The sequence below is a fragment of the Nocardia sp. NPDC019323 genome, assembly GCF_044389845.1.
In the GTDB taxonomy this organism is placed as follows: Bacteria; Actinomycetota; Actinomycetes; order Mycobacteriales; family Mycobacteriaceae; genus Nocardia; species Nocardia implantans.
This window is the reverse complement of the sequence record NZ_JBIRYN010000001.1, coordinates 1,529,226-1,551,409: the sequence shown is the minus strand read 5'-3', so window position 1 is coordinate 1,551,409 and position 22,184 is coordinate 1,529,226. Positions and strand designations below refer to the sequence as shown.

Here is a 22,184-nt window from a genome sequence, read left to right as displayed (position 1 = left end):
GCACGCTGTCGGGTCGCGGTGGGCAGGTCGGAAGGGTTCGGGGGGCGCTGTCAGGTCGCGGCGGGTTCGCTGAGCGCCAGGTCGTAGCGGCGAGCCGGGGCGGGCGCTGTCCGGTTATGGGAACTGGGCGCGCGCTCGGCTGAACCTCGCGGGAAATTACTTCTGCCTACCCGCGATGGTGGGTGGCCCCTGGTAGGGCCGGTGCAGGTCGGCGAATTCGGCCGTGGTGGTGAGCGTGACGAGCGCCTCGAGCAGGGCGCGTGCCCGATCGGGAGCCGGGGGACCGGTGAGGACAGGTCCGGCGAACGCGTGGCCGTCGACGACGATGATGGGCGCGCCGTTCGTGGCGCCGAGAACCTGCTGACTGTCGTGGTGGGTAGCGCTGACCAGGCGGTCGAGGCTCGCGTCGTCGAGCGTCTCGACGAGGGTCGGATCGAGTCCGCTTTCGGTGATCGCCGCGGCGATCACCGCGTCGTCGTGCGCGCCGCCGACGTGCATGCGGGAGCCCAACGCGGCGTAGAGCCGGGCGAACGCGTCGCGTCCGTGGCGGTCGGTGACGGCGGCGCAGAGCCTGCCGAGGCGGCGTGAGCGTTCCAGCATCGGCCGTTGCTTCTCGTCCACCTCGGTTCCTTCGTTCAGCACGGCGAGATTCATCTGTCGCAAGGTCACCTGGTGGTCCTCGCCCGCGGTCTCGAGCAGCCAGCGGGCGCTGACCCAGGAGAAGGGGCATACCGGGTCGAGATAGAGATCGATGTCAGCCATCAGGGATCGGCTCCTTTCGGTCGGTGTCGCTTCGGTTCATGAGAACAGCGCGGAACGGCTGTGGTGCATCGCACTCTACTCATAATACCCCCAGGGGTATAGTCGGTGATGCCCCCCGGGGTATGGCAAGGCAGGGTGAGCGCTGCGATTCGTACAAGTAGGGAAAGGGAGCGTCGATGCGGCCGACGACATTCGTGGGGGAAGGCGGGGTGGACGCTGGGGACCGGTGGCCATCCGGCGGACTGCTGGCGCGCTGGGGCGCGACGATGACCGGGCGCGCCCGGGTTGTGTTCGGTGTGTGGCTGTTATTGCTGGTGGCGCTCGGGGCAGCGGCGCCGAGTGTGTTCAGCTCGCTGGCCGGCGCGGGTTGGCAGGCCGATGGTTCGGAGTCGGTGCGGGTCCGCGAGCTGGCCCAGCAGCACTTCGGCGGGAATTCCTCGGCGGCGGTGCAAGTGGTGGTGCACTCCGACACCGAGACCGTGGCCGGTCCGGCGATGCGGCAGACATTGGGCCGGGTCTCGGCGATCTTCGCCGACGACTCCCGGTTCGGAGCCGTCGTCCCGCCGCAGCCGGGCATGACGATCAGTCCGGACGGCCACACCGGCATCCTGATCGCGGGCGCGAACGCCTCCACCGACGACATGGTCAAGGCCGTCGATGAGCACAAGGCGGCGCTGACCGCGCTGTCCGGCGCCGGAATCGAGGTCTATCCCACCGGTGCGTCGGCGTTGTGGAGCGATTTCAACAAGGCCAACCACGACGCGATGCTCGAGGCCGAGTTGTTCTCCTGGCCGGTCACGCTGGCGATCATGGTGCTGGCGTTCGGCTCGCTGGTGGCGGCCGGGCTTCCGCTCCTGCTGACCGTGGCCGGGCTGGTCGCCTCGGCGGGTGGCCTGGTGCTGCTCAACCACCTCACGCCGATCTCGGTGTGGGCGATGAACTTCGCCATGATGTTCGCTCTCGCGCTGGGCATCGACTACGCGCTGTTCCTGGTCGCGCGCTTCCGTGACGCGCTCGCCAAGTCCGCCGATGCCGGTTCGGCGGTGGCCGAGACCATGGCCACCGCGGGCAAGGCTGTCGTGCTCTCCGGGTTGACCGTGCTGGTCAGCCTGTCGGCGGTGCTGCTGGTTCCGGCGCCCGCGGTGCGCACCATGGCCGTGGGGATCATGCTCGCGGTGGTATTCGTGCTCGCCGCCACGCTGACGTTGTTGCCTGCCGCGCTGGGCGCGCTGGGCGGCCGGATCAACGCCGCGGCACTGCCGTTCGCGACCCGGCAGCAGCATCGCTCGCCACGCTTCGCTCGCTGGGGAGAGATACTGCACGATCATCCGTGGCCGTTCGCCCTGGCCGGGCTCGGAGTGCTGGTGGCGTTGGCGTTGCCTGCTGCCGGATTGCGGGTCGCGATGCCGTCGATCCAGGTGGTGCCCGCAGACGCACCCGTGCGGCAAGGCTATGAACTGGTGCAGCGTCAGCTCGGCGAGGGAGCGCCCGGCGCATTGCAGATCATCGTTCCCGCGGCCGAGTCCGCTCGCGGCGCCGAGGCGGCGGGCGCGACCGACGGCATCGCCATGGTCACTCCGCCCGTGGCGGCCGCGGATGATTCCGGCCTGGTCATGATGCAGGCATTGCCCGCGGTCGATCCTTCCGATCACCGGCTGGGCGGCATCCTCGACGACCTGCGTGGTCGACTGCCCGCCGACGCCCTTGTCGGCGGCGCGCCCGCGGAGAACCTCGACCTGCAACAGGCGCTCGACGACTACCTGCCGCTCGTCGTCGGGGTGATCCTGGTGCTCGGCTTCCTCCTGCTGTTGGTGGCGCTGCAAGCTCCGCTCATCGCCGCGCTGGGCACCCTGGTCAGCCTGCTGTCGACCGCGGCCGCGTTCGGTGTGGCGAAGCTGATCTTCCAGGACGGTCACGGCGCGGGCCTGCTCGGCTTCACTCCCCAGGGATTCCTCGACGGCTGGGGGCCGGTGTTCTTCTTCGCGATGATCTTCGCCATCGCGATGGACTACACGGTGTTCCTCTTGGCCACGGCCAAGGAACACTACGAGCGCTCGCGCGATCCCCGCACGGCGGGCATCGATGGGCTGGCCCACTCCGGCCGGGTGATCTTCGCCGCAGCCGCGGTCATGGTCGCGGTGTTCTTCACCTTCGCGCTGGCCGATCCGCTTCCGCCGAAGGAGATGGGCGTCATCCTCGGCGTCGCGGTGCTGCTGGACGCGGTGGTGGCGCGCCTGGTGTTGCTGCCGGTCGCGCTGCGCCTGACCGGTCGGGGCGCCTGGTGGTCCCCGGCTTGGCTGCGCCGGATCCTGCCCACCATCAGTTTCGCCCACGAGCCGACCGAGCCGTCGGCTGATACCCCAAGGGGTATGGTGGTTGGCAAGTGAGAGAAGGAGAAAAATCATGGTCGGCGACGAAGACGCCATCGCCTCGGTACTCAATCGTCTGCGCCGCGCCCACGGCCAGCTCGCCGGAGTGATCGCGATGATCGAGCAGGGCCGGGACTGCAAAGACGTGGTCACGCAGCTGGCGGCGGTCTCCAAAGCGCTGGACCGAGCGGGTTTCAAGATCGTCGCCACCGGGCTGCGGGAATGCCTCGTGAACCCGGACGCCGAGACCGCCGATCCGATGACCGTCGACCAATTGGAGAAATTGTTTCTGACCCTCGCGTGACGCATGCGTCGCGGTGCACGCGATGGCCCGACCGACCATCCTCATAAGGAGGCATTCAGCATGGATCTGGCGATTTCCACTACCCTGCGTACCGGCTTCGACGATGCCGTGGAAGCCACCCGCGCCGCACTGGCCGAGCAAGGCTTCGGTGTGCTCACCGAGATCGACATGCGAGCCACCCTGAAAGCCAAACTCGGCCAGGACATGGAGGACTACCGCATCCTCGGCGCCTGTAACCCGCCCCTGGCCCATCGCGCCGTGGAGATCGATCGCCAGATCGGGCTGCTGTTGCCCTGCAACGTGGTGGTCCGGCGCGATCCCGCCGACGCCGACGCCATTCGCGTCGAAGCGATGAACCCCCAAGTCATGGTCGAGGTCACCGACGAACCGGAACTGCAGGCTGTCGCTGCCGACGCCACCACGCGCCTGCGCGCTGCCATCGATGCCCTCGGCGCCGGCTGAATCGAGGGACGTCGGCCTGACCTGAACCGGCCGCTGCTCGCGTGCGGGCTTGGCATATGATCGCTGGCGTCCGCACGGAGGGACAGCCGGTTCGGATTCCGCCCCAGCTCGGGCCGCCGCGAAATCGCTTTCCACGTCCCGGTGCCGGCGAAATCCATTGCGAGCCAGCGAGTATTCCTGGCGTCGTCCGCCGGTGCGATGGTTGAATCGGTGTCGAGGCGAGTGCGGGAGCCTCGACAATCGGGAGGAGGGGCCTGATGCCGGTGGAAGGCGTAGTTCGTGATGGTGTGTGGCGAACGTCGGCGCCGGACACGCCTGGACGCGAGGCGCGGTTGTGAGAGTGGCGCTGCGGCGGCGGACTACACGCGCGGACACCGGCTACGGCGCGTTCCTGTCCTATAGCGGCGATCGGGATCGGGCAGTGCTCCCGCTGGTGCAGAACGCGATCGAGAAACTGCCGCGGCCGTGGTACCGCTTCCCGCGCATGCGAATCTTCCTCGACTACAGCGGTGTCTCGATCGGTCCTGGCCTGGAGGACAAGATCGTCGCAGGTCTGTCGCGTTCCCAGTGGCTGGTCGTGGTGGCTTCACCCGAGGCTGCCAGCTCCGAGTGGGTGGACCGCGAAATCGAGTGGTGGCTGGCGCATCGGTCTCCCGAGACGATACTTCTGGTCCTCAGCGCCGGATCCTTGGTCTGGGATGAATCAGCCGGGGATTGGGACCGAGCGCGCTCCACCGCGCTGCCGCCACGCCTGTTCGGAGTTTTCGCCTCCGAACCCGTCTACAAGACGATCAAATGGCGTGCGGATTCGACCGGCGTCCCGCGCCCGGACATCGAGGCCATCGCGGTCGGCATCGCCGCGGTCATTCGCGGCGTATCCGAGGCGGATCTCAAATCCGAGGGTTATCAACAGACCAAGCGAAACCTGCGCGTGGCGAACATCGCCATCGGCGCATTGGCCATGCTGTTGGTCATCGCGCTGGTCGCGGCGTTCGTCGCCTGGGCGCAGAGCAATCGCGCCGAGGCGGAGGCCAGAATCGCCACGGCGCGGCTCATGGCTTCGGTCGCCGACACCAAGATGGCCACTGATGTGCGCGCGGCCCTGCTTCTGGCCGTCGCCGCGTACCGTCTCGACCCGAGTCCCGCGCACCATTCCGCTCTGCTGCGCGCGAATCTGGCCCGTCCGAACGTTTCTCGCTACGCCGCCGCACCGGCGGAGGTCACCGCTTTGCAGAGCAGCGCCGATGGCACGACCGTGGTGGCCGGGCTCGCCGACGGGCAAGTCGTGACATGGGCGCCCGGTGAGCCTGCGACGACTTCGGTCGCGCGCTTGCCCGGCAAGGTCCTCTCGGTCGCCGTCGCCGCGGACGGCCGGACGGTACTCGCGACGGACGGCGGCTCGATCACGCTGTGGGGCGGCAACTCGGCTCGGCCGGACTTCGGCGTGCACGATGCCGGCGCGATGAAAGTCGTCGCCATATCCGCGTCCGGCAAGTTCGGTGCGGTGCACCGCAGCAGACTCGATGCGGAGGAAGGCACTTCCGGGACGGTCGACATCATCGACATCGCCTCTGGAGAGGTCATCGCCACACGCCCGACCGATCGCGCAATCAACAGCATGGTGTTCGTCGACGACACGACCTTGCGTCTGCTGGGCACCGACGGCAGGGTGCGGCAGGTCTCGCTGCGCGACGGCGCCACCGTCGATCTCTCACCCCTCGACACCGCCACCGACTACGCCTGCGGCGTGGGTCAAGACGTCGGAGAATTGTCGCCGGACGGGTCATCGTTCACTTGCGCGGTCTTGCCTGGTATTCCCGTGCCCGTTTTCCGGCTGCGGCCGTCGCCTGACGCTGTCCGTCCGGAGCCGGAATACGTGGGTGTCGCGATGCCCAGGCGGTCGGCTTCCGCCGTGCTGAGCCGCTCGGGGCGGATAGCGGCGGTGCCCAGCGCCGACGCCGGGTTCTATGTCGCGCCCGTGACCAGCGAGCCAACGCCTGCGGAGCAGCCTCCACTGATCACCGGTACTGCCGTCGACTTCGACCGGAAGCTACTGCGTTTTCTCGGGAACTCCGAAACGCGACTGGTTTCGGCGTCCGGGCGGCTGATCACCCTCTGGGATCTCACCCAGCGCGACCGGCTGGCGAAATCCATTCCGGTGCCGATCGTCAAAGGATGCAATGCTTGCCCGCCCAGCTTGTCGCTGTCCCCGGACGGACGCACCGCGGTGATCACCGGCAAGGGCAAGGATCCGGATGGTTCGGCGCTGGACGACGACGTCGTGATCCTGCAACAGCTCAGGCCGGACTCATCCCGGCGGCTCTCCATACCCGGCCTGTCCGGTGTTCCCGCATGGCGCGCGGATGGCGCGATGCTGGCTATCGCCGCGAATCCCGCGTTCGGGAACGAACAACGCGTATCCGCCCACCGGCCACAGGTCGAGACTCCATTCGAGGTGGCGGTCCTGTCCTCACCGCCACCGCATGTCAGCGTCGCGGCGGCCGGAGTGTCGTCCTCGTCACCGACCGCCGTATCCGTGGACAGCAGGGGACGGGCATATCTGCACGATCTGGCCACCGGCCACATCGATACGGAATTCGTTCCGCTGGGTGGCGCCGTGGACACCGACCCTGTCGCGGAAGCGGGAATCGACGCGGCCGGAGAGTTCCTGGTCATGCGTGACGCCGACAACATATCGGTCTACGACTTGGCGGGAGAGCAGGACACGCACGACATCGACGGCAAGGACGTGCAGGCGGTGCTGTTCGCCGGGCCACATCTGCTGATCCGCCGGGAAGACAGCATCGAGATATGGGATCGGACCGGCTCGCATCGTGAGCGGACGATCCCTTTCCGCAGCACCCGGAACGCGTCCGCTCAGCTCGCCGCCGCAGCGGACGCTACCGTAGTCGCCGCGAAGGACCAGGCGGGCTATATCACTCTCTTCACCGACGGCACGAATCTCGGCGAACTCCAGCCGGATTCCGTTTGGCACGTCCCATCCGCCGTCGCCTTGTCCGCTGACGGACGGTATCTCGTGACGGTGAACCCCGGTCCGACGTTCTCCGGCGGCGTCGATGGAACGCTGATCGAACGGGATATCTCACCGGACGGCCTGATCCGGACCGCTTGCGCACATGCGGGCGCCGATCTCACCGACACCGAATGGAGCGCCTTGATGGGGGTTGCGCGGCCTGCACGAGCTCGCTGTCCATAGGGAGCCTTCCACTGCCCTCAGCCGTATTGCGCACCGTGCGTGACGGCTCCTTCACGGGTTACCGGCGGCCGACTTGCCGGCCGCCGTTCCCGCGCGGTCGGGCGGCACAGGCGAGCGGGTGAACGACGCGCGGTAGCTGCTCGGCGGCACTCCGACATGCCGGATCATGTGCTGGCGCAGCGACTCCGCCGAGCCGATGCCGCTGTGCCTGGCCACCTGATCCATCGGCAGCGTGGTGGATTCCAGCAGTTCCCTCGCGCGTTGCAGGCGCTGGTGCAGCAGCCATTTCTGCGGGCTGAGGCCGGTTTCCTCGTGGAAGCGGCGGGTGAGCGTGCGCACGCTGACGCGGGCATGGGCGGCCAGGTCGTCCAGCGACAGCGGAAGGTCCAGTCGGCGCAGCGCCCAGGCGCGGGTCTCGGCCAGCGTCACGCCGTTCTCCGCGGGCAAGGGGGCATCCACGAATTGCGCCTGTCCGCCGGGTCGCACCGGGGTGACGACGGCGGTGCGGGCGGCGGCGTTCGCCACTGTCGCGCCGTAGTCGGCGCGGATCAGATGCAGGCACAGATCTATTCCGGCCGCCGCGCCCGCGGCCGTGGTGATCGGACCGTCTTCGATGAACAGTGCGTCGCTGCGGACCGACACATCCGGGTGGTTCGCCGCCAGTTCGTCGGCGAGAGCCCAATGCGTGGTGGCGGTGCGACCGGACAGCAGACCCGCCTGCGCGAGCACGAAGGCGCCGCTGCAGATCGAGGTGACGCGCTTGCCCGCGGCCACCGCGCCGCGCAGGGCGGTGAGCGTGGCCGCGTCCGCGTCGGCGCGGCTGCCCGTGCTCGGCACGATGACGATGTCCGCTTCCTCGATCGCCTCCAAGCCCCGGGAGACGACCACGTCGAATCCACCCAGCCCTGCGGGAAGCACACCGGGCACGGCGGTGCACACGACGATGCGGTAACCGGGCTCGCCGTCCACCATCGCCGCGCCCAGCACCGTTTCCGGCATGGCCAGGTCGAAAGCCTTCACCGGAGGAACCGCGACGACGGCGACAGTATGCATGGCCTGATCCTTGGGATAGTTGGCAATCCGGTCAGTAGCCTACCCCGCCGCGCCACGGCAGGCTGAATGACACGCGATCGGTGAACGGTGCGCCCGGTGCCAATGATCGCGTGAATCTCATTGTCCTAGAGAGGAAGTCGCATGCCTTCGCATGTCATCGTCGGACGTGGCGCGACCGCTTCGGCCACCGCCGCGCTACTGGCCGAGTCCGGCGATCGGGTACGCATCGTCAGCCGCAGCGGTGCCGGACCCGAGCACCCGAACATCGAGCGAGTCGCCCTGGACGCTCTGGACACGGCTGCGCTGACCGCCGTCGCCGAGGGCGCCGAAACACTGTTCAACATGGCGATGCCCGCCTATCACACCTGGCCGCAGACCGTTCCGCCACTGTTCGGCTCCGTTCGTTCCGCCGCTGAGCGGACCGGTGCGAACTACGTGATGCTCGGCAATCTGTACGGCTATGGTCCGGCCGACGGCCTGGTCACCGAGCAGTCACCGCTGGCGGCCACCGGACCGAAAGGGCGGGTGCGTGCGCGGATGTGGCGGGAAGCCGAGGAGGCGCACCGGGCGGGCCGGGTGCGCGTGGCCGAGGTGCGGGCGGGGCAGTTCGTCGGTCCCGGCGCGATCTCGTTGTTCTCCTTGCTCGCTCAGCCGAAGATCCTGGCCGGACAGTTGGCGTTGCTGCCGCAGGAACTCGATTTGCCGCACGCCTACACCGCGATCGGTGACGCGGCGGCAGCGGTCGCGGTGGCCCGCGACGAGCGCTCGTGGGGCCGTGCCTGGCACGCGCCGGTCATCACCGCCAGCGCGCGTGAGCTGGCCGGGCGATTCGCCGCGGCGGCCGGGGCGCCGGAGCCGCGACTTGCGGTCATGAGCGATCGCGAACTGACGCTGCTCGGCCTGACCGACCCGTTCTGGGCCGAGCTGTTCGAGACCTATCACATGTCGCACGCGCGCTTCACCGTCGACGACTCCGCCATCCGGGACACGTTCGGCCTGAAGGCATCCGATCCGGACGACGTGTTCGCGCAGGTGGTGCGCGCGGCCTGAGCGCGATGCGGGCCTACGCGCCGTGACTCGCGGCGGCGCGGTCCGCGGTCGAGGTCTGCGCCGACAAGGTGGGGCCCGCGAGCGCGGACATCGGTCAGGAAGGCGTCGCCTTCCCCGCGAACTGCTGTCGTCGTAGGACGGCTCTGGCGAGTTCGGCCGGGGCGCCCGTGCTGGTGTCGACGATCGTGTCGTAGGTGGCGCCGTGCTGGTGCACAAGGTGAAAATGCCCGCGCGCCAGACCATTTTCATTGCGGCGTCCCAGCTCCCGCTGCTCCGCTACGGCGAGCGGGCAGGTGACGCGCACCAGCTGCACCTCCAGCCCGTCCAACGCGGCCATCCAGATCGGCAGCAGATCCGGTGTCAGCAACATCTCGTCGATCACCAAGTGATCGCCACCGTGGGCGAAGGCGGCGGCCGCGGCGCAGGCATTGCGCAGCATTCGCCACCCGACCTCGCCGTAGCGGATGACCACCTTCGGGCTGCCGTCCGCGTCCCGGCCGCGGTCGTACCAGAAGCCCTCCCGGCTGAGCGGACCGCCACGTCCGCCGCCCCAGTTCGGCGGTACGAGGTGGAACAGTGTGTCGATCCCCCAATAGACGAACGGGATGTCGCTCTCGTCCTGGATGGCTCGCGCCAAAGTCGTCTTGCCCGAGCTCGATGTTCCGTTGAGGAAGATGACGCGGCTGGGCAGTTCGACGCTGCGCATCCGGTCACGCTACCGCGTCGTCCGGCGGGCCGGGGCACCCGGCGAAGAGTGGCGGCCGTAGGAGCCCGTGCACGGGACAGCCCGGCTCGTCACGGGTTCCACGGGTCGAGTCCGCCCTCTGGATCGAGGTGGTCGAGGTTGGCGACGCGTCTGGCCGACCGCATCAGGGCTTCGCGGGTCATGTTGTTCGGGTTCGCGTAGTACTCGCGGGCGGCCTCCTGGTGCATGGTCGCGACCCGGTGGCCGATCGCCCACCGGGTGTCGCGGCCCGCGTTGTCCCACTCGTCCGGGGTGATCGCCGCTCGCAGTGCGCGGTCGGAATGCCAATTCCGCTCGACCCGCCGCACGAACGCGTGATCGATGTTCGCGTTGGGGGCGGGCGCGTTGCTGTGCCGGACGAAGCTGTCGGCCGCGATCACCGCCTGGGCGGCGAAGGCGTCGCGCGCCTCGTGGTCGACGTGGTTGTCCACCGCCCACGCCGCCGCGATCGCCTTTTGCAACGGAGCGAAGCTGTACGGGTTCTGCGACGCCGTCGACTCCTGGACGGAATGTGCCGTGAACGCATGGGTGACCATCTCGTGGCTCGCGCCGGAGGACAGCAGCACGGCATGCACCCGCGAATCGGGAACCTTGTTGTCTCGCAGCACCTTCAACGCCCGTGAGACACCGAGCTGAGTGTGTATGCCCCCGACCGACTGGGCCGCGTCGACCGCGACGCCCCGCCAGTTGGTACGCGACAACTGATGCTCGACGTAGCCCGCTTCGCGGCTGGCCAGGATCCTTCTGGTGGAGCGTTCGATCGTCCTCCTGGTGCCGGAGAGCGGATTCAACGGATTGACCCGCCCGCCGGCCAGCCACGCCGTCACCGGCGAGGAGTTGACGGTGTTGAGCGTGGCGAGCGTGGTCACCCACCCCATGCCGGGCGCGGTTTTCCCACCGCCGCCGCCACCGCCCATCCCGAGGGCGGTCCCGCCGCTCGCCGACTTGCCCGCACTGCCCTGCATCGCGAGTGCGAAGCGATTGGCGATCCACTCGTTGCCCCGGCTGAGGCCGCTGCTGAGGCGTTTGAGCTGGAAGACGGCGACGATCTCGACGGTGCCCGCGATGATGATCACCGCCATGACCTGTCCGCGCGCCTGCGCGAACAGATTGCCCATGAACAACACGTAGACGCCGAGGAATATCGTGTACGCCGTCATTCGCGCCGCCGCGACGAAGCTGTCGACGATATTGCGCACCAGGAACGTCTGGGTCGGGCCGTACACGAATCCGCCCGCCGCGAAGCCGAATATCGACATGAACCCGTGATAGATCGTGTCCAGCGCGGCCTTGATGACCTTCATGCCGAGATACATCGCGAAGGCCAGCAGAATGCCGCCGCAGACCAACAGCATCAGCCCGGTCGCGACCTGTCCCATCGATGGATTCTCGGCCTTCGCGTGCGCTGCGGTGTCGCCGCAGGATTTCAGGCCGCTGATCACCCGGGAGTCGTCGCCTGCCGCCACCCCCGACGACCACGCCGATCGGCAGGCGGGCCGCTGGTCGACGGTGTGCCCGAAATTCCACACCTGCAGTGGCTGCCGGGCGAAATTGTCGGCCAGATCGCTTTGCATCGTGGCCACCAACTGGGTCGGGTTCGGGTCGGCGTTCCCGTTCAGTCCGGCGGCCACCGAGATACCGAGATCGCGGCCCTGCGCCAGCAACCCGTGCGAGGACAGCACGTCCGCCAGAGGCTCGGCCAGGAACAACGGACCCAGCAGCGCGACGCCGACCATCGTCACCACCTGCATGGTGGCCTTGGCGTGGTAGCCGCGCGCGACGAACCATCCGACGCAGACCGCGCCGATGGTGGCCGCCGTGACCAGCATGATCGGTGTCGCGATCTGCGCGGTGAGCGCGTCGGCCACGCCGTGCAGGGCCGAGCTGAACATGTCCAGCCACCGGAAGCTCAGCGCGTAACCGATCAACCAGATGGCGGTCGTCACGATGGCTATGTAACCGATGAACTCCAGGCCCAGCACGGCCCACAGAATGGTGGTGCGCGGCTTCAGCAGGCTCTCGTCACCGGTGGCGAACCGGTAGTCCGACAGCGGGATGCCCGACGAGTCGTGGATGTTCATCCAGCTGAGCCCATCGATGCCGGAGGTTCCGGACGTGCCGCCCGCCGCGTCCTGGGCGAAGGCCAGCGCACCGAGGAAGCCGGGGAAGACGAAGAGCGCGAAGACGCTCAGCGCGAGCCAGAACGCCCGTCGCCGCCACGCGCTCGCCCGGGAAAGCGGCCACCAGCGCGCAGCTCGGGTGAGCAATACAGTTATGGGGAACTCGCGCAGGACTCCTGTCGAATGCCGCTCGGTCGAACTGAGGCGGACAGTGCGTGGTCGCACCGCCGGAAGGCAGATGTGCACGAAAGGGTCCTTCGTCCCGTCTGTGGGGGCGCGGTCTACTGCGACTACCGAAACGGGTTGCGCGCGAACGCCGATGGCACCTCGCCCCCGTCTCACGCCTGTATTACAGACAGGGACGGAAACATCCGCTTGAACGTCCAATGACATCCAGGCGGCTCGGGAGTGTACGTACGTACCTCGTTCGCCCACTGGTGGTGTGCGTCGAAGTCATTGGAATGCAAGGTATTTCACGCGGTGGGCGCATCTCTCGTCATCGGTGTGCGCCCGGGGACGAGGACACGGGGCCGTGTCCGGTCGCGGATCACCCGACTGTCGGACAGCAGGTGAACAATGCCGTCATGGCATACGACGAGGAGCTGGCCGAGCGAATCCGGGAACTGATCGCGCCCGGCCCCGAGCTCACCGAGCGGAAGATGTTCGGCGGCCTGGCCTTCTTGATCGGCGGCAATATGGCGGTGGCCGCCAGCGGGCAGGGCGGTCTGCTGGTGCGGGTGGACCCCGACGAGGGCGAGCGGCTCGTCGGTGACGCGGTGCAGCCCATGGTCATGGGTGGGCGCGAAATGGCCGGCTGGCTGCGGGTCACCGCCGTCGACGACGAGGAGGTGCTGCGGGAATGGGTCGAGCGCGGCGTCGCCTACGCCCGGACCCTACCGCCCAAGAAGAAATAGCCCGGATCAGGCCCTGACCTGCCGCCGGAAAAGCACGCGGTCGAATTCGCGGCCGTACTCGTCCACCGCGACCACGTCCATCTCACTGGCGAACACGCCCGGCCGGACGTCGACGCGCAGGAACGAGTAGTTGCGGAAGCGGACCCGTGACCACGGCGCGGCTTCGTCCTGCTTGCCGCCGCCCGGCGTCCACACATAACTGTTGGGCACCGAGGTGTCGGCCAGCTCGTTGCCGCGGAAGGTCTCCTGCGATCCGGGCTGGAATTCGTAGCGTGGGCGCCCGCCGCCGCCCACGGTGTAGTAGACGGTGCCCTCGGTCTCCGGGTAGACGATCGAGTTGTCGCCCGCGACCTTCGTCGCCTGTCCGCCGCGCAGCGGATCGGTGCGCTCGTAGACGTGGTTGTGGCCTTGTAGGACCAGGTCCACCTGGTACCGGTCGAACAGCCCGACCCAGGCGTCGCGCACGCCACCGTCGCTGGCGTGCGATTCGGTGGTCGAATACGCGCAGTGATGGAAGAAGCAGACGATGAAATCGATGTCGGGGTCGGCGCGGTGGGCGGCCAGGGTGCGCTCCACCCAACTGGTCTGCGCCCCACCGGAATAGCCGCTGTTCGCCCGGATCTCGTAGGTGACGTCGTTGGCGTCCAGGGAGAGCACCGCGACATTGCCGTAGGTGAACGTGTACGCCGAGGGGCAGCCCGCCGGACCGTTGCCGGGGAAGTCCAGGCGCGCCAGATGCCCGCCGTAGCCGTGGTCGCCGTAGGTCGCCTCCATGTCGTGGTTGCCGGTGGCGAACATCCACGGCGTCTGGGCGGCGCTGGGCTCGATGGCGTTGAAGTAGACGTCCCAGACGTAGGGGTTGTATTTGTCGAAACCGCTCGCCGGTCGTGCTCCGTGCGCGGCGAACTGTCCCGGCTTGCCCGCGCCGGAGGGGTCGGCGTAGGCGATGTCGCCCGCGAGGATGTGGAAATCCGGACGTGCGGCGGCGATCTGGCGCAGCACATTGCTCGCGTGCGGGGCGGCGGGATCGTTGTCGGCCCTGTAGTACTTGTCGTCGTAGTCGCCGGGAGCGACGCCCTCCGGCAACGCCGGGGTCTCGTCGGTGCCCTGGTCGCCCATCATGGTGAACCGGAACGGAAGGACCGCTGGGCGTGCGCTGGGCATCGCGGGCGCGGCGGCGCGGATGTCGCCGACGAATCCGTCCGAGGTCCGCCACCGGTAGAAGTGCGGCACCCGTCCGGGCAGGCCGTCCACCGGGGCGTGGACGTAGAACTGTTCGGCCGCGAGCACGCCGCCGTCGGCCGTGGGCAGCTGGGTGAGCAGGTTGCGCACCTCGGCCTCGACCGTCGCGCCCAGCGCAGGCGTCGGTCCGTGGTCGAGATACACCGTGGCGCCTGCCGGACGCCGCGAGAGCTGCGCCGCGAACCGCAGTTGGCTGGCCGCGTCCGGCCCGAAGGCGACGCGCCGTCCGCCCACCGCGAGCTGCGCCTCCTCGGCGTAGGCGCGCCTGCCGAACGGCGTCGTGCCGACCGCGGCCACCGCTGCCGCCGCGGCGGCGCCGCGCAGGATGTTGCGCCGCGACACCGGGCGACGGCGCAGGTAGGAGCGGTGCCATTCGTGCTGCTCGGTCATGGTCATGTGGGCAGCGAGACGGCCGGGAATTCCGGTGTCCGGAATGTCGCCTGCTGGATTCAGCGGTGTGGACGGCATACGGCAGATGCTCTACCGGGCAGGCGCGCGGAGCAACTCGACATCGCGCCGCGGGCGGGAATACCTCGTGAACAGTCGGTTTCGCTATTCCGGTTCCGGCGATTGCTTCGAATCCCGGGGAGGACCTGGAGAGAACGGGGAGACCAGCGAAGCGCTCCACGGGAACTGCGGCGCGCCCGGTCGCGCGGACCCGGCGGCAGCCGCCAGCGGTTCGTTGTTCCCGGTCAGCCTGAGCACAGTGCGCTCCATGGCGGGCAGGATTTCGGCGATGTCGAGATCGGCGTGGGCGAAGCGGCCGATCAGCGCGTAGATCATGTTGGTCAGCACCAGCGCGATATCGGCGGCGTAGTCCGGATCGGCATCGGCGAGCAGAGCGCTCGCGGCGGGCAGCACGGCGTCGAAGCCTTGCGCGTCCAGTCGCCGGCCGCCGGGGCCCGAGCGCGCGCGGTAGTAGGCTTCGAGCATTCGGGGATTGCGTTCCCAGGGTTGGAATACGTAGCGCAACAACCGCATCAGGCCATCGGCCAGCCTCTCGCCTTCGATGGCCGGGGCGGGGGTGGCGTAGGTATTGGTCGCCATCCATCGTTCGACGGCGGCGAGCATCAGGTCGTCGCGGGTGGGGTATCGCTTGTAGACCGTGGCCAGGGAGACGTGCGCGTTCCGGGCGACCGCACGCAGTTGGACCGCGTCGTAGCCGTCCGATTCGAGCAGCGACACCACGGCGTCGAGAATGTTCGCCGTGGAATCCGCTTCGTCTGTCCTGGCCACGTACGTACGGTAATCCAGGATCGCGGCGCGGGTGCTCGTCGCCGCGGCGGCGTTCGGCGAACGGGCGTTCCGCTGCCGCCGACGTGGCTAAGCTGCCAGGATGACGCTCTTTCTTCGCGTCGCCGCGATGCCGGTTGCGCTCGCCGGTGCGCTGGTGAGCGCGGCGCCCGCCGACGCGACGCCCGGTAGCGACATCACCGCCGTCACCCTCGGCCAGGCGCAGATCCCCGCCGGGCTGGTGCCGTTCGTCGCGGGCACCGATCTGGTCGTTCGGGAGATCACCATCGGCCCCGGCGGCTCCACCGGTTGGCACTACCATCTCGGCCCGGTCTTCGGTTTCGTCCGCTCGGGGACGCTCACCCATCCTGGCCCCGACTGCGATGCTCCGGTCTACCGCACCGGCGAGTTCATCTACGAGCCAGCGGGTGAATGGAATGTGCACATCGGCCGGAACCTCGGCGCGGAGCCGCTGGTCCTCGACGTCGTCTACGCCCCGCCCACGGGCGAACCGCTGTTCGTCGACGCACCAGCCCCGGCCTGCGCGTAGGACCTTCGGTCGCATGGGCGGCTGTCCGACCCGCTGGCGTCGGGGTGTCGGCGGTCGGGCGATCCGGCGGCGCGGGCACCGCAACGGTGTCGGCAGCCGAGAATTCGACCCGTGCCAGGGTTACCGACCGGCGGGATGGGCCGACGCCCCGAGGAGCCAGCGCCAACGTGGCAGTTCGGTGATCGTCGTGATGACCGTCAGCGTGGTGACGACGACGGCCGGCCAGGCCGGCCAGGTGGCCCAGGACGCGAGTACGGCGGCGATGAGTTGGAGCACGACGAGTCCGATGGTGACTGCGCCGGGGACAGGGATGAGGACCTGTTTCTTGTCGCCAGGGGTGGCGAAGAGGGTCGGCAGCCCGATGAGCAGGACCAACGCCGCGACCGCGAGCACGAGCGAGTGATCGGCCAGTGCCAGCGGGGTGGCGATCCAGGCGATCAATTCGGTGGTGAACCGCAGAATCGAGGCGGTACGTCCATGGTCGGTGAGGTTCGGCGAGGTGGAGGCCCGGGTGGACATGACGGACAGCCTGTCATACCAGCTGGTCTGGAATGCTCGATGCTCCCAGGGGTGAGCAGGCGGCGACGTCAGCTACGCCACACAGCGGTGAACTCGTACCACGGGCCGCCGAGGTGAGTTGCGGTGAAGTCGTCGAAGCCGACCGGTGTGCCATGAGGGGAGTACGCCCACCCGTTGCTCACCGTGAGCCCGAGCCCGCCATCCTCGATGAAGTACACGGCTCCGTCGGGGTCTTTCCTGGCATAGCTGATGTCGAACCGGCCGATTTCGAAACGGGAGCGTGAAGATTCCGAGCTCGCCAGTAGGTCCAGGGCCACCTGCTCGAACTGCGGACGGGTGTCTTCGAACGACGGGCGAGGCAGGAGCGCAATGGTGCCCGCGACCGCGAAGATCATCGCGGGGGCAGCCGCGATCCACCATGACCATGTCCGGCGCCTACCTACGACATACAGCGTTCGGACCGCCCATACCGCACCGCAGATGAGGAGCACGAGTACGGCCGCAGCGCCGAACAACAGCGGATCGGCCCAGGCGAAGCAGCCGTAGCGGGACGGCCACCAGTCGTAGTAGACGCACACCAACACAACGACTGGAACGAAGGTGAATGCCAGGTGAATCGGCCCGGGAGCCCTGTTCGGCTCATCCTGGTCTACCAATGCCCGGCCATCGGGCTCCCGGTTGCTCACCGGGCCGAAAGTACCGCGCCGCAGTGGTCCTGAACACCGGCACAGGGACGATCGGGGATTTTCGAACGTGCCCTAGTTGTGGCTCGAGACCGGGATCGGCGGCTGTGTGCCGACGGTGTTGCTGGCTCGGCGCGAGCGGAGCCAAGAGACGAGGACGGCGGTCACCACCGCGAGATAGATCGCGGGCGGAACACCGCAGACGACCGCCCGGAACCACTGCGGCATTCGTTCCACCGCGGCGTTCATGGCCGGGATGTAACTCGGTGCGCCGGTGAGGTCGAGTCGTTCGATTTCGGTGAAAACGACGGTGGTGAACCACATCGAGGCGGCGGCGGCACTCGTCGCCGTGGCCGCCGCGAGAACTGTCCGGATACGGGAACGCTCGCGAATCGCACAGTGCGACAGCAGAATCAGCAGTGGCACGAACCATACCCAGTGATGCCCCCAAGCCAACGGCGGGATCGCGCAGCCGATCAGTCCGGTCACGACCAACCCGAGCAGTTCCTGGCGCAGTCGGTGGGCCGCCCACGCGGCAGCGAAACCGAGTGCCGCCGCGATCGATACGCACAGCAGCCATGTCCAGATCGGCACCGTGGCCGGTGCCCAGATGTTGGCCAAGACCCCGTTGATCGATTGGTTGCCCGGATGCGTCACCGGCCCGATCCGATCGGTATCGCGCACCGCGCGCAACCAATACTCACGGGAGTCCGACGGCGCCGCCAGCCAAGCGAGCAGCATGGTGGCAGCCGTGGTCGTCAGCGCCGTGGCCGCCGCCCGCCACTGTCGCGTGACGATCAGATAGGGGACGAACACGATCGCGGTCAGTTTCACGCCGGTCGCCACTCCCACCGACCACCCACGGAAACGCGCTGACCTGCGAGGCGTCAAATCCCACACGATGATCGCCATGAGCACCAGATTCACCTGGCCCTGCCACAACGTCCCCCGCACGGCCTCGATGTCCACCGCGACCGCCGCCAAGCCCAGGCAGAACACCGCCAGGCGCGCGTCGCCGCGGTAGCCGAGCACCCGCCAGCACCGCCAGACGGTGGCCAACAAGGCGAAACAGGTGATCGCGAACCCCGCGATCCGCGCCGTGTCGAACGAGAGCAGCGCCAGCGGAACGAAACACATCGCCGCGAAGGGCGGATAGGTGAACCAGCCACCCGGAGGCACCGGAGCCGCGTACAGCGGGTCCCGATGCAGCAGTTGCCAAGCGCCGCTGCGGTAGATCTCCAGATCGCCTTGGTTGACCAGCAATCCGAATTGCGGAGCTGCCCACAACGGGACCAACACCGCTTGGACGATCAGCGCGCACACGCCGCCCGCGAGCGCGAGCACCGCCCAGCGAGCCGGCACCGCGATTTCATCCACATCGTCACTGCGCAAGCCGCACCCCCGGATCGTCGGCCGGAACGAAACGTTCGCGACAAACGCTAGCAAGCACGCCGACAGCTTCGCAGCAGCATGCGCTTGGAGTCATCGGGGTCGCGTATTTGGAAGAGGCGCTTGCCGTCTCGCGTCAGCAATGGGCAAGCGGTGAGGGACGTAACGGTTGACCGATCGTTTTTTCTCGGTGTCCGAGCCGGGTTAGGCGTAGGGCCACATCGTGTGGGGGAATCGCAACAGTCGGCGCAGGTAGGTCTACTTGTTCGAGTCCCCGCAGCGATCCGGCGCAGCTTCTGGCTCGCGGTTCGCGCCGCCCCGCCAGCTGCGGTATCCGCGGTGGGCGGCGAAGGCTCCGATGATCGCGGTGGCGCACCAGACCGCGATGGCGGTGTAGGCCAGCGGGGCCGACAGGTCGCCGATGGACGCGCCGAGCGCGGTGTAGACGAAGGCGCGCGGGGCCGATCCGATGAACGCTCCGACGGCCATCTGCCACAGCGGGACTCCGAACGCGCCGAACACGTATGACGCGAGCGCGTCCGAGATGCCGGGCACGAAGCGCTGGCCGACGACGGCCCACAGTCCGCGCCGCTCGATCTGCGCATCGATGCGTTCGGCGCGCTCCGCCCCGAGCAATCCGCGCGCGCTTTCGCGGCCCGCCCGCCGCCCGAGGAAGCTGGTGATGATCGCCGTGCCCACCGCCGAGCCCAGCGTCACGAACGTCCCGACCAGCGGACCGAACAGCAGACCGCTTCCCGCGGCCAGCATCGGGCCGGGCACGAAGATCGCGCCGAGCACCGCCGAGGCCACCAGATAGGCGAACGGGGCCGCGGGTCCGGTCGCGGCGATCGCGTCGCGCACACGTTCGACGTCGATCACTCCGGCGACGGCGACCAGATAGAACATTCCGAACAGGAACACGACGAACAGCGCCAGCCGCGCGATGTGCCGCCGTCGTCCGGTGCGAAAGGTGCCGTCGTTGTCCGTCATGCTGCCCGCAATCCTGCCTCGAGCTGGCCGGACGTTCGCGTCGAGGGCGCAGAGTGCCCGCCGCCGGAGTACGGGGGCACGATCACGAAGCGGGGCTCTACGGTTTGAGCTATCGGCGGTGGCCGACCGGGGTGTGAATCCCGAATCTCCGCGCTTCTGTGGAAACCCGGTCGCGAACCGGCGGGGTCTGTACCCGGTTTCCTGCGCCTGGTCAGGGGCGCACTGTTCAGCTGGTGGGCGTGCGACTGGTGATCGAAGGAGCTGCCGTCGATTCAGGGTTCCAGATACAGTCGTTCGTTCGGTAGGCGGCGTAGGCCGCTGGTGTCGGTGATCGCTACGGTCACCGCATCGGTGTAGCGGCGGGTCTGGTGTTCCTGGACGAACAGCAGGGCGGCGGTGAGGCAGGCGACGAAGTCGAAGCGCATGCCGTGCAGGAATATGGACAGGCGGACATCGGGTTCGTCGGGGCGCGGGGAGGTCACGGGCGCTCCGATTCGCGGTCGCGGAAGTAGCGGAAATCCTCTCGGCTCACGATCACGGCGGCGACGAGGGTGGAGCAGGTGTGATAGTCGCAGTCACAGTGGAGGTCGAGGGCTCGTATCGCGTTCTTGCGGCCGGACACCGGCCAGTGCGGGTTGTCGTGGGCGAACCGGGACCGCACTGGAAGCGTTCGATCGGTGCGGAAGGGGACGATGACACGGTCATCGCGCACTGGACACCGCCCTGAGCCCGCGACGGCGGTCCGGCATCTGATCAGCCCATGCGCGAATGGCTTCCAGCACGACGCGCCCCGATGGCCGGTGCGGTCCGCGCGGCGGCACTATCCACTGGCGGATCGCGCCGGACGAGGCAGTGGGCGAGGGCAGCGCGATCGTCGCTCCGCACCGGGACACGCTCACGTCCAGCCGGAACAGTTCAGCGAACAGCCGGTCGTCCTCGGGCAGGTCCGCGACGACGAGGAACGTCCAGCGACCCGAACGCGGATGTGCCACAACGGGTCCGAGCGTGATGTTCCGACTCTGCATATGAGCTTTCACGGCTTGCCCCAGGCGGGTGGGCATCGTCACCCCGGACACGTACCCGGCTCGCAGGACGATCCGCCCCAACTCGGGCGGGTCGATCACGGCGGGTAGATCGCACTCGCGCCGGTAGTACTGACACCTGGATCGCGGTGTGTCCCCGAACGATTGCATCGCCATCGGCGCTCCCCTCGGATCTGTTGCTGGTCATGCGCCCAGACTTGGAGAGGTCTCCTCGGTGGGGAGAAATCGCTCTCGCCAAGACGCGGGGTAAGCAGACGAGAAGTGCTTGGTCCTGGGAGAAGTAATGTGGGAACCCAAGAAAGACAGCCCATTTCCCAGCAGGTTGCCCATGAGAGGTGTCACCATTTCCCCGACAGGGAACTCGGACGACCTCGGGAGGGAAGGCTTGTCAGAGGACGAGACCGGCAGCACGCTGCCGCGTCGCCAACTCGGCCGCCATCTGCGCGACGCGCGAGAGGCGCTCGGCATGACTTTGATCGAATCCGCGAAGCTCATGGAGTGGGGCAAGAGCACGCTGCAACGTCTGGAGAAGGGACAGACGGAGAAGGTCAGGTCGCACGACATCCGGCTGCTATGCGAGCAGTACCAGCTAGGCGAGGAGCGGACTGCGGACCTGCTGTCGCTGGCTGAACAGATACCGGTGAAATCGTGGTGGCACGACTATGGATCGTTGATCACACCGGCGTTCGATGTGTACATGGGACTGGAGTCTTCGGCGGCTCAGCTCACCCAATTCCAACCATCTGTCGTACCTGGCCTGCTGGAAACCGCGGACTATGCTCGTGCTCTCGACATCTTGTACTTCCCCAATGACTCGCAAGAGGAGATCGACCGCCGCGTCGAGCTTCGTCTACGTCGGCAGGGGCTGGTTGCTCGGAGGCGTCGTCCGGCGACGTTCAGTGCGGTACTGCACGAGGCCGTGCTGCGAACGGTGATCGGCTCACCGAAGGTGATGTCTGCCCAGTCGCGCCACCTTGCGGATCTCAGCACTCTTCCGAATGTCGACATTCGGGTGTTGCCATTCCGAGCCGGGTTGCCGGTCGGAACATCCACCGGCCCGTTCCTGATCTTGGACTTCGATACGGACAAGAAGGGTCAGCCGGAGGAGCCCAGTGTCGTCTACGTCGAAAGCTTCACAGGAGGGCTCTTCCTGGAGCGGGTCAGTGATATAGACCGGTACCGTGACGCATATTGGGTGATCCACCGAGCCGCGCTCGATGTTCAACCCAGCCGAGATCTGTTGCGTCAGTTGGCGAAGGAGTACGAACGTGGACATTGACCTATCCGGAGAAAAGTGGTTCAAAAGCAGCCACAGCAGCGGCGGCCAAGATTGTGTGGAGGTCGCCCATCTGGCAGGCGGGATGGTCGCTGTCCGGGACTCCAAGAATCCGACCCGCTCAGCACTGGTCTTCGCGCCTGGCGAGTGGGACGCCTTCACCGCTGGTGTCGTGGGTGGCGAGTTCGACCGCTCGTAGCTGGAGGCGGGGAAAGCCAGCCGCTCTCGCGCACACACTATCCGGTTCATTCACCAGCAGGGAG

General features: G+C 67.9%; 22 protein-coding genes. 9 read left to right on the top strand and 13 right to left on the bottom strand.

Annotation, left to right across the window (positions count from 1 at the left end; genetic code table 11):
• Positions 1-156: 156 nt before the first annotated feature.
• Entirely contained in the window at positions 157-762 is a 606-nt protein-coding gene (locus ACH49X_RS07380) for a DsbA family protein (RefSeq protein ID WP_357208420.1), read from the bottom strand.
• A gap of 176 nt (positions 763-938) precedes the next feature.
• Here ACH49X_RS07380 and ACH49X_RS07375 point away from each other — a divergent pair, with 176 nt between their 5' ends.
• The 4 genes from ACH49X_RS07375 (at position 939) to ACH49X_RS07360 (ending at position 7,114) form a co-directional block, all read left to right on the top strand.
• Positions 939-3,149 (top strand): MMPL family transporter, encoded by a 2,211-nt coding sequence (locus ACH49X_RS07375; protein ID WP_195081980.1) that lies wholly within the window; start codon positions 939-941, stop codon positions 3,147-3,149.
• A 16-nt stretch (positions 3,150-3,165) separates the two neighbouring features.
• The gene (locus ACH49X_RS07370) at positions 3,166-3,435 is read left to right on the top strand and encodes a metal-sensitive transcriptional regulator (RefSeq protein ID WP_195081979.1); all 270 of its coding nucleotides are present in this window, start codon (positions 3,166-3,168) and stop codon (positions 3,433-3,435) included.
• A gap of 60 nt (positions 3,436-3,495) precedes the next feature.
• Positions 3,496-3,897 carry a DUF302 domain-containing protein gene (locus tag ACH49X_RS07365; RefSeq protein WP_195081978.1) on the top strand — a complete coding sequence of 134 codons (402 nt, stop codon included), beginning with the start codon at positions 3,496-3,498 and terminating at the stop codon, positions 3,895-3,897.
• 334 nt (positions 3,898-4,231) lie between these two features.
• Positions 4,232-7,114 carry a TIR domain-containing protein gene (locus ACH49X_RS07360; RefSeq protein ID WP_357208416.1) on the top strand — a complete coding sequence of 961 codons (2,883 nt, stop codon included), beginning with the start codon at positions 4,232-4,234 and terminating at the stop codon, positions 7,112-7,114.
• A 51-nt stretch (positions 7,115-7,165) separates the two neighbouring features.
• On the opposite strand, the gene ACH49X_RS07355 is transcribed toward ACH49X_RS07360, so the two are convergent.
• Positions 7,166-8,167, bottom strand: a complete 1,002-nt coding sequence (locus ACH49X_RS07355; RefSeq protein ID WP_357208413.1) for a helix-turn-helix domain-containing protein — start codon at positions 8,165-8,167, stop codon at positions 7,166-7,168.
• A 141-nt stretch (positions 8,168-8,308) separates the two neighbouring features.
• On the opposite strand from ACH49X_RS07355, the gene ACH49X_RS07350 reads away from it, so the two are divergent.
• Complete coding sequence (locus tag ACH49X_RS07350) at positions 8,309-9,217, top strand: NAD-dependent epimerase (RefSeq protein ID WP_357208411.1); 909 nt, start codon at positions 8,309-8,311, stop codon at positions 9,215-9,217.
• A 94-nt stretch (positions 9,218-9,311) separates the two neighbouring features.
• Here ACH49X_RS07350 and ACH49X_RS07345 read toward each other — a convergent pair whose 3' ends face one another.
• Both ACH49X_RS07345 and ACH49X_RS07340 read right to left on the bottom strand, forming a co-directional pair.
• A complete protein-coding gene (locus tag ACH49X_RS07345; protein ID WP_350909390.1) occupies positions 9,312-9,923 on the bottom strand; it encodes a chloramphenicol phosphotransferase in 612 nt (203 codons plus the stop codon).
• An 89-nt stretch (positions 9,924-10,012) separates the two neighbouring features.
• A complete protein-coding gene (locus tag ACH49X_RS07340) occupies positions 10,013-12,328 on the bottom strand; it encodes a hypothetical protein (RefSeq protein WP_357296651.1) in 2,316 nt (771 codons plus the stop codon).
• Positions 12,329-12,666: 338 nt separating this feature from the next.
• On the opposite strand from ACH49X_RS07340, the gene ACH49X_RS07335 reads away from it, so the two are divergent.
• Positions 12,667-12,996 (top strand): TfoX/Sxy family protein, encoded by a 330-nt coding sequence (locus ACH49X_RS07335; protein WP_357111402.1) that lies wholly within the window; start codon positions 12,667-12,669, stop codon positions 12,994-12,996.
• A gap of 6 nt (positions 12,997-13,002) precedes the next feature.
• Here ACH49X_RS07335 and ACH49X_RS07330 read toward each other — a convergent pair whose 3' ends face one another.
• Both ACH49X_RS07330 and ACH49X_RS07325 read right to left on the bottom strand, forming a co-directional pair.
• A complete protein-coding gene (locus tag ACH49X_RS07330; protein WP_195081972.1) occupies positions 13,003-14,706 on the bottom strand; it encodes a metallophosphoesterase in 1,704 nt (567 codons plus the stop codon).
• Positions 14,707-14,790: 84 nt separating this feature from the next.
• On the bottom strand, positions 14,791-15,474 hold the full coding sequence (locus ACH49X_RS07325; protein WP_323124389.1) for a TetR family transcriptional regulator: 684 nt from the start codon (positions 15,472-15,474) through the stop codon (positions 14,791-14,793).
• A 100-nt stretch (positions 15,475-15,574) separates the two neighbouring features.
• Here ACH49X_RS07325 and ACH49X_RS07320 point away from each other — a divergent pair, with 100 nt between their 5' ends.
• A complete protein-coding gene (locus ACH49X_RS07320) occupies positions 15,575-16,021 on the top strand; it encodes a cupin domain-containing protein (protein WP_357208406.1) in 447 nt (148 codons plus the stop codon).
• Positions 16,022-16,141: 120 nt separating this feature from the next.
• Here the strand turns inward: ACH49X_RS07320 and ACH49X_RS07315 are convergent, their stop codons facing one another.
• From ACH49X_RS07315 to ACH49X_RS07285, 7 genes are all read right to left on the bottom strand, one after another.
• Complete coding sequence (locus ACH49X_RS07315; RefSeq protein WP_357208404.1) at positions 16,142-16,540, bottom strand: hypothetical protein; 399 nt, start codon at positions 16,538-16,540, stop codon at positions 16,142-16,144.
• 68 nt (positions 16,541-16,608) lie between these two features.
• Positions 16,609-17,226, bottom strand: a complete 618-nt coding sequence (locus ACH49X_RS07310) for a DUF1109 domain-containing protein (RefSeq protein WP_357208401.1) — start codon at positions 17,224-17,226, stop codon at positions 16,609-16,611.
• 72 nt (positions 17,227-17,298) lie between these two features.
• A complete protein-coding gene (locus ACH49X_RS07305) occupies positions 17,299-18,615 on the bottom strand; it encodes a glycosyltransferase 87 family protein (RefSeq protein ID WP_357208399.1) in 1,317 nt (438 codons plus the stop codon).
• A gap of 255 nt (positions 18,616-18,870) precedes the next feature.
• Positions 18,871-19,602 carry a TVP38/TMEM64 family protein gene (locus ACH49X_RS07300; RefSeq protein ID WP_357208396.1) on the bottom strand — a complete coding sequence of 244 codons (732 nt, stop codon included), beginning with the start codon at positions 19,600-19,602 and terminating at the stop codon, positions 18,871-18,873.
• Positions 19,603-19,874: 272 nt separating this feature from the next.
• Positions 19,875-20,084, bottom strand: coding sequence for a hypothetical protein (locus tag ACH49X_RS07295; RefSeq protein ID WP_195046694.1), 210 nt, complete (start codon positions 20,082-20,084; stop codon positions 19,875-19,877).
• Complete coding sequence (locus ACH49X_RS07290; RefSeq protein WP_195081965.1) at positions 20,081-20,314, bottom strand: hypothetical protein; 234 nt, start codon at positions 20,312-20,314, stop codon at positions 20,081-20,083. The genes ACH49X_RS07295 and ACH49X_RS07290 overlap by 4 nt, the downstream gene beginning before the upstream one ends.
• On the bottom strand, positions 20,304-20,726 hold the full coding sequence (locus ACH49X_RS07285; RefSeq protein ID WP_357208394.1) for a DNA-directed RNA polymerase subunit beta: 423 nt from the start codon (positions 20,724-20,726) through the stop codon (positions 20,304-20,306). The genes ACH49X_RS07290 and ACH49X_RS07285 overlap by 11 nt, the downstream gene beginning before the upstream one ends.
• 304 nt (positions 20,727-21,030) lie before the next feature.
• Here ACH49X_RS07285 and ACH49X_RS07280 point away from each other — a divergent pair, with 304 nt between their 5' ends.
• Positions 21,031-21,924, top strand: a complete 894-nt coding sequence (locus ACH49X_RS07280) for a helix-turn-helix transcriptional regulator (RefSeq protein ID WP_323124390.1) — start codon at positions 21,031-21,033, stop codon at positions 21,922-21,924.
• Positions 21,914-22,120, top strand: coding sequence for a DUF397 domain-containing protein (locus ACH49X_RS07275; protein ID WP_195081962.1), 207 nt, complete (start codon positions 21,914-21,916; stop codon positions 22,118-22,120). Before ACH49X_RS07280 ends, ACH49X_RS07275 begins: the two co-directional genes overlap by 11 nt.
• Positions 22,121-22,184: the final 64 nt, after the last annotated feature.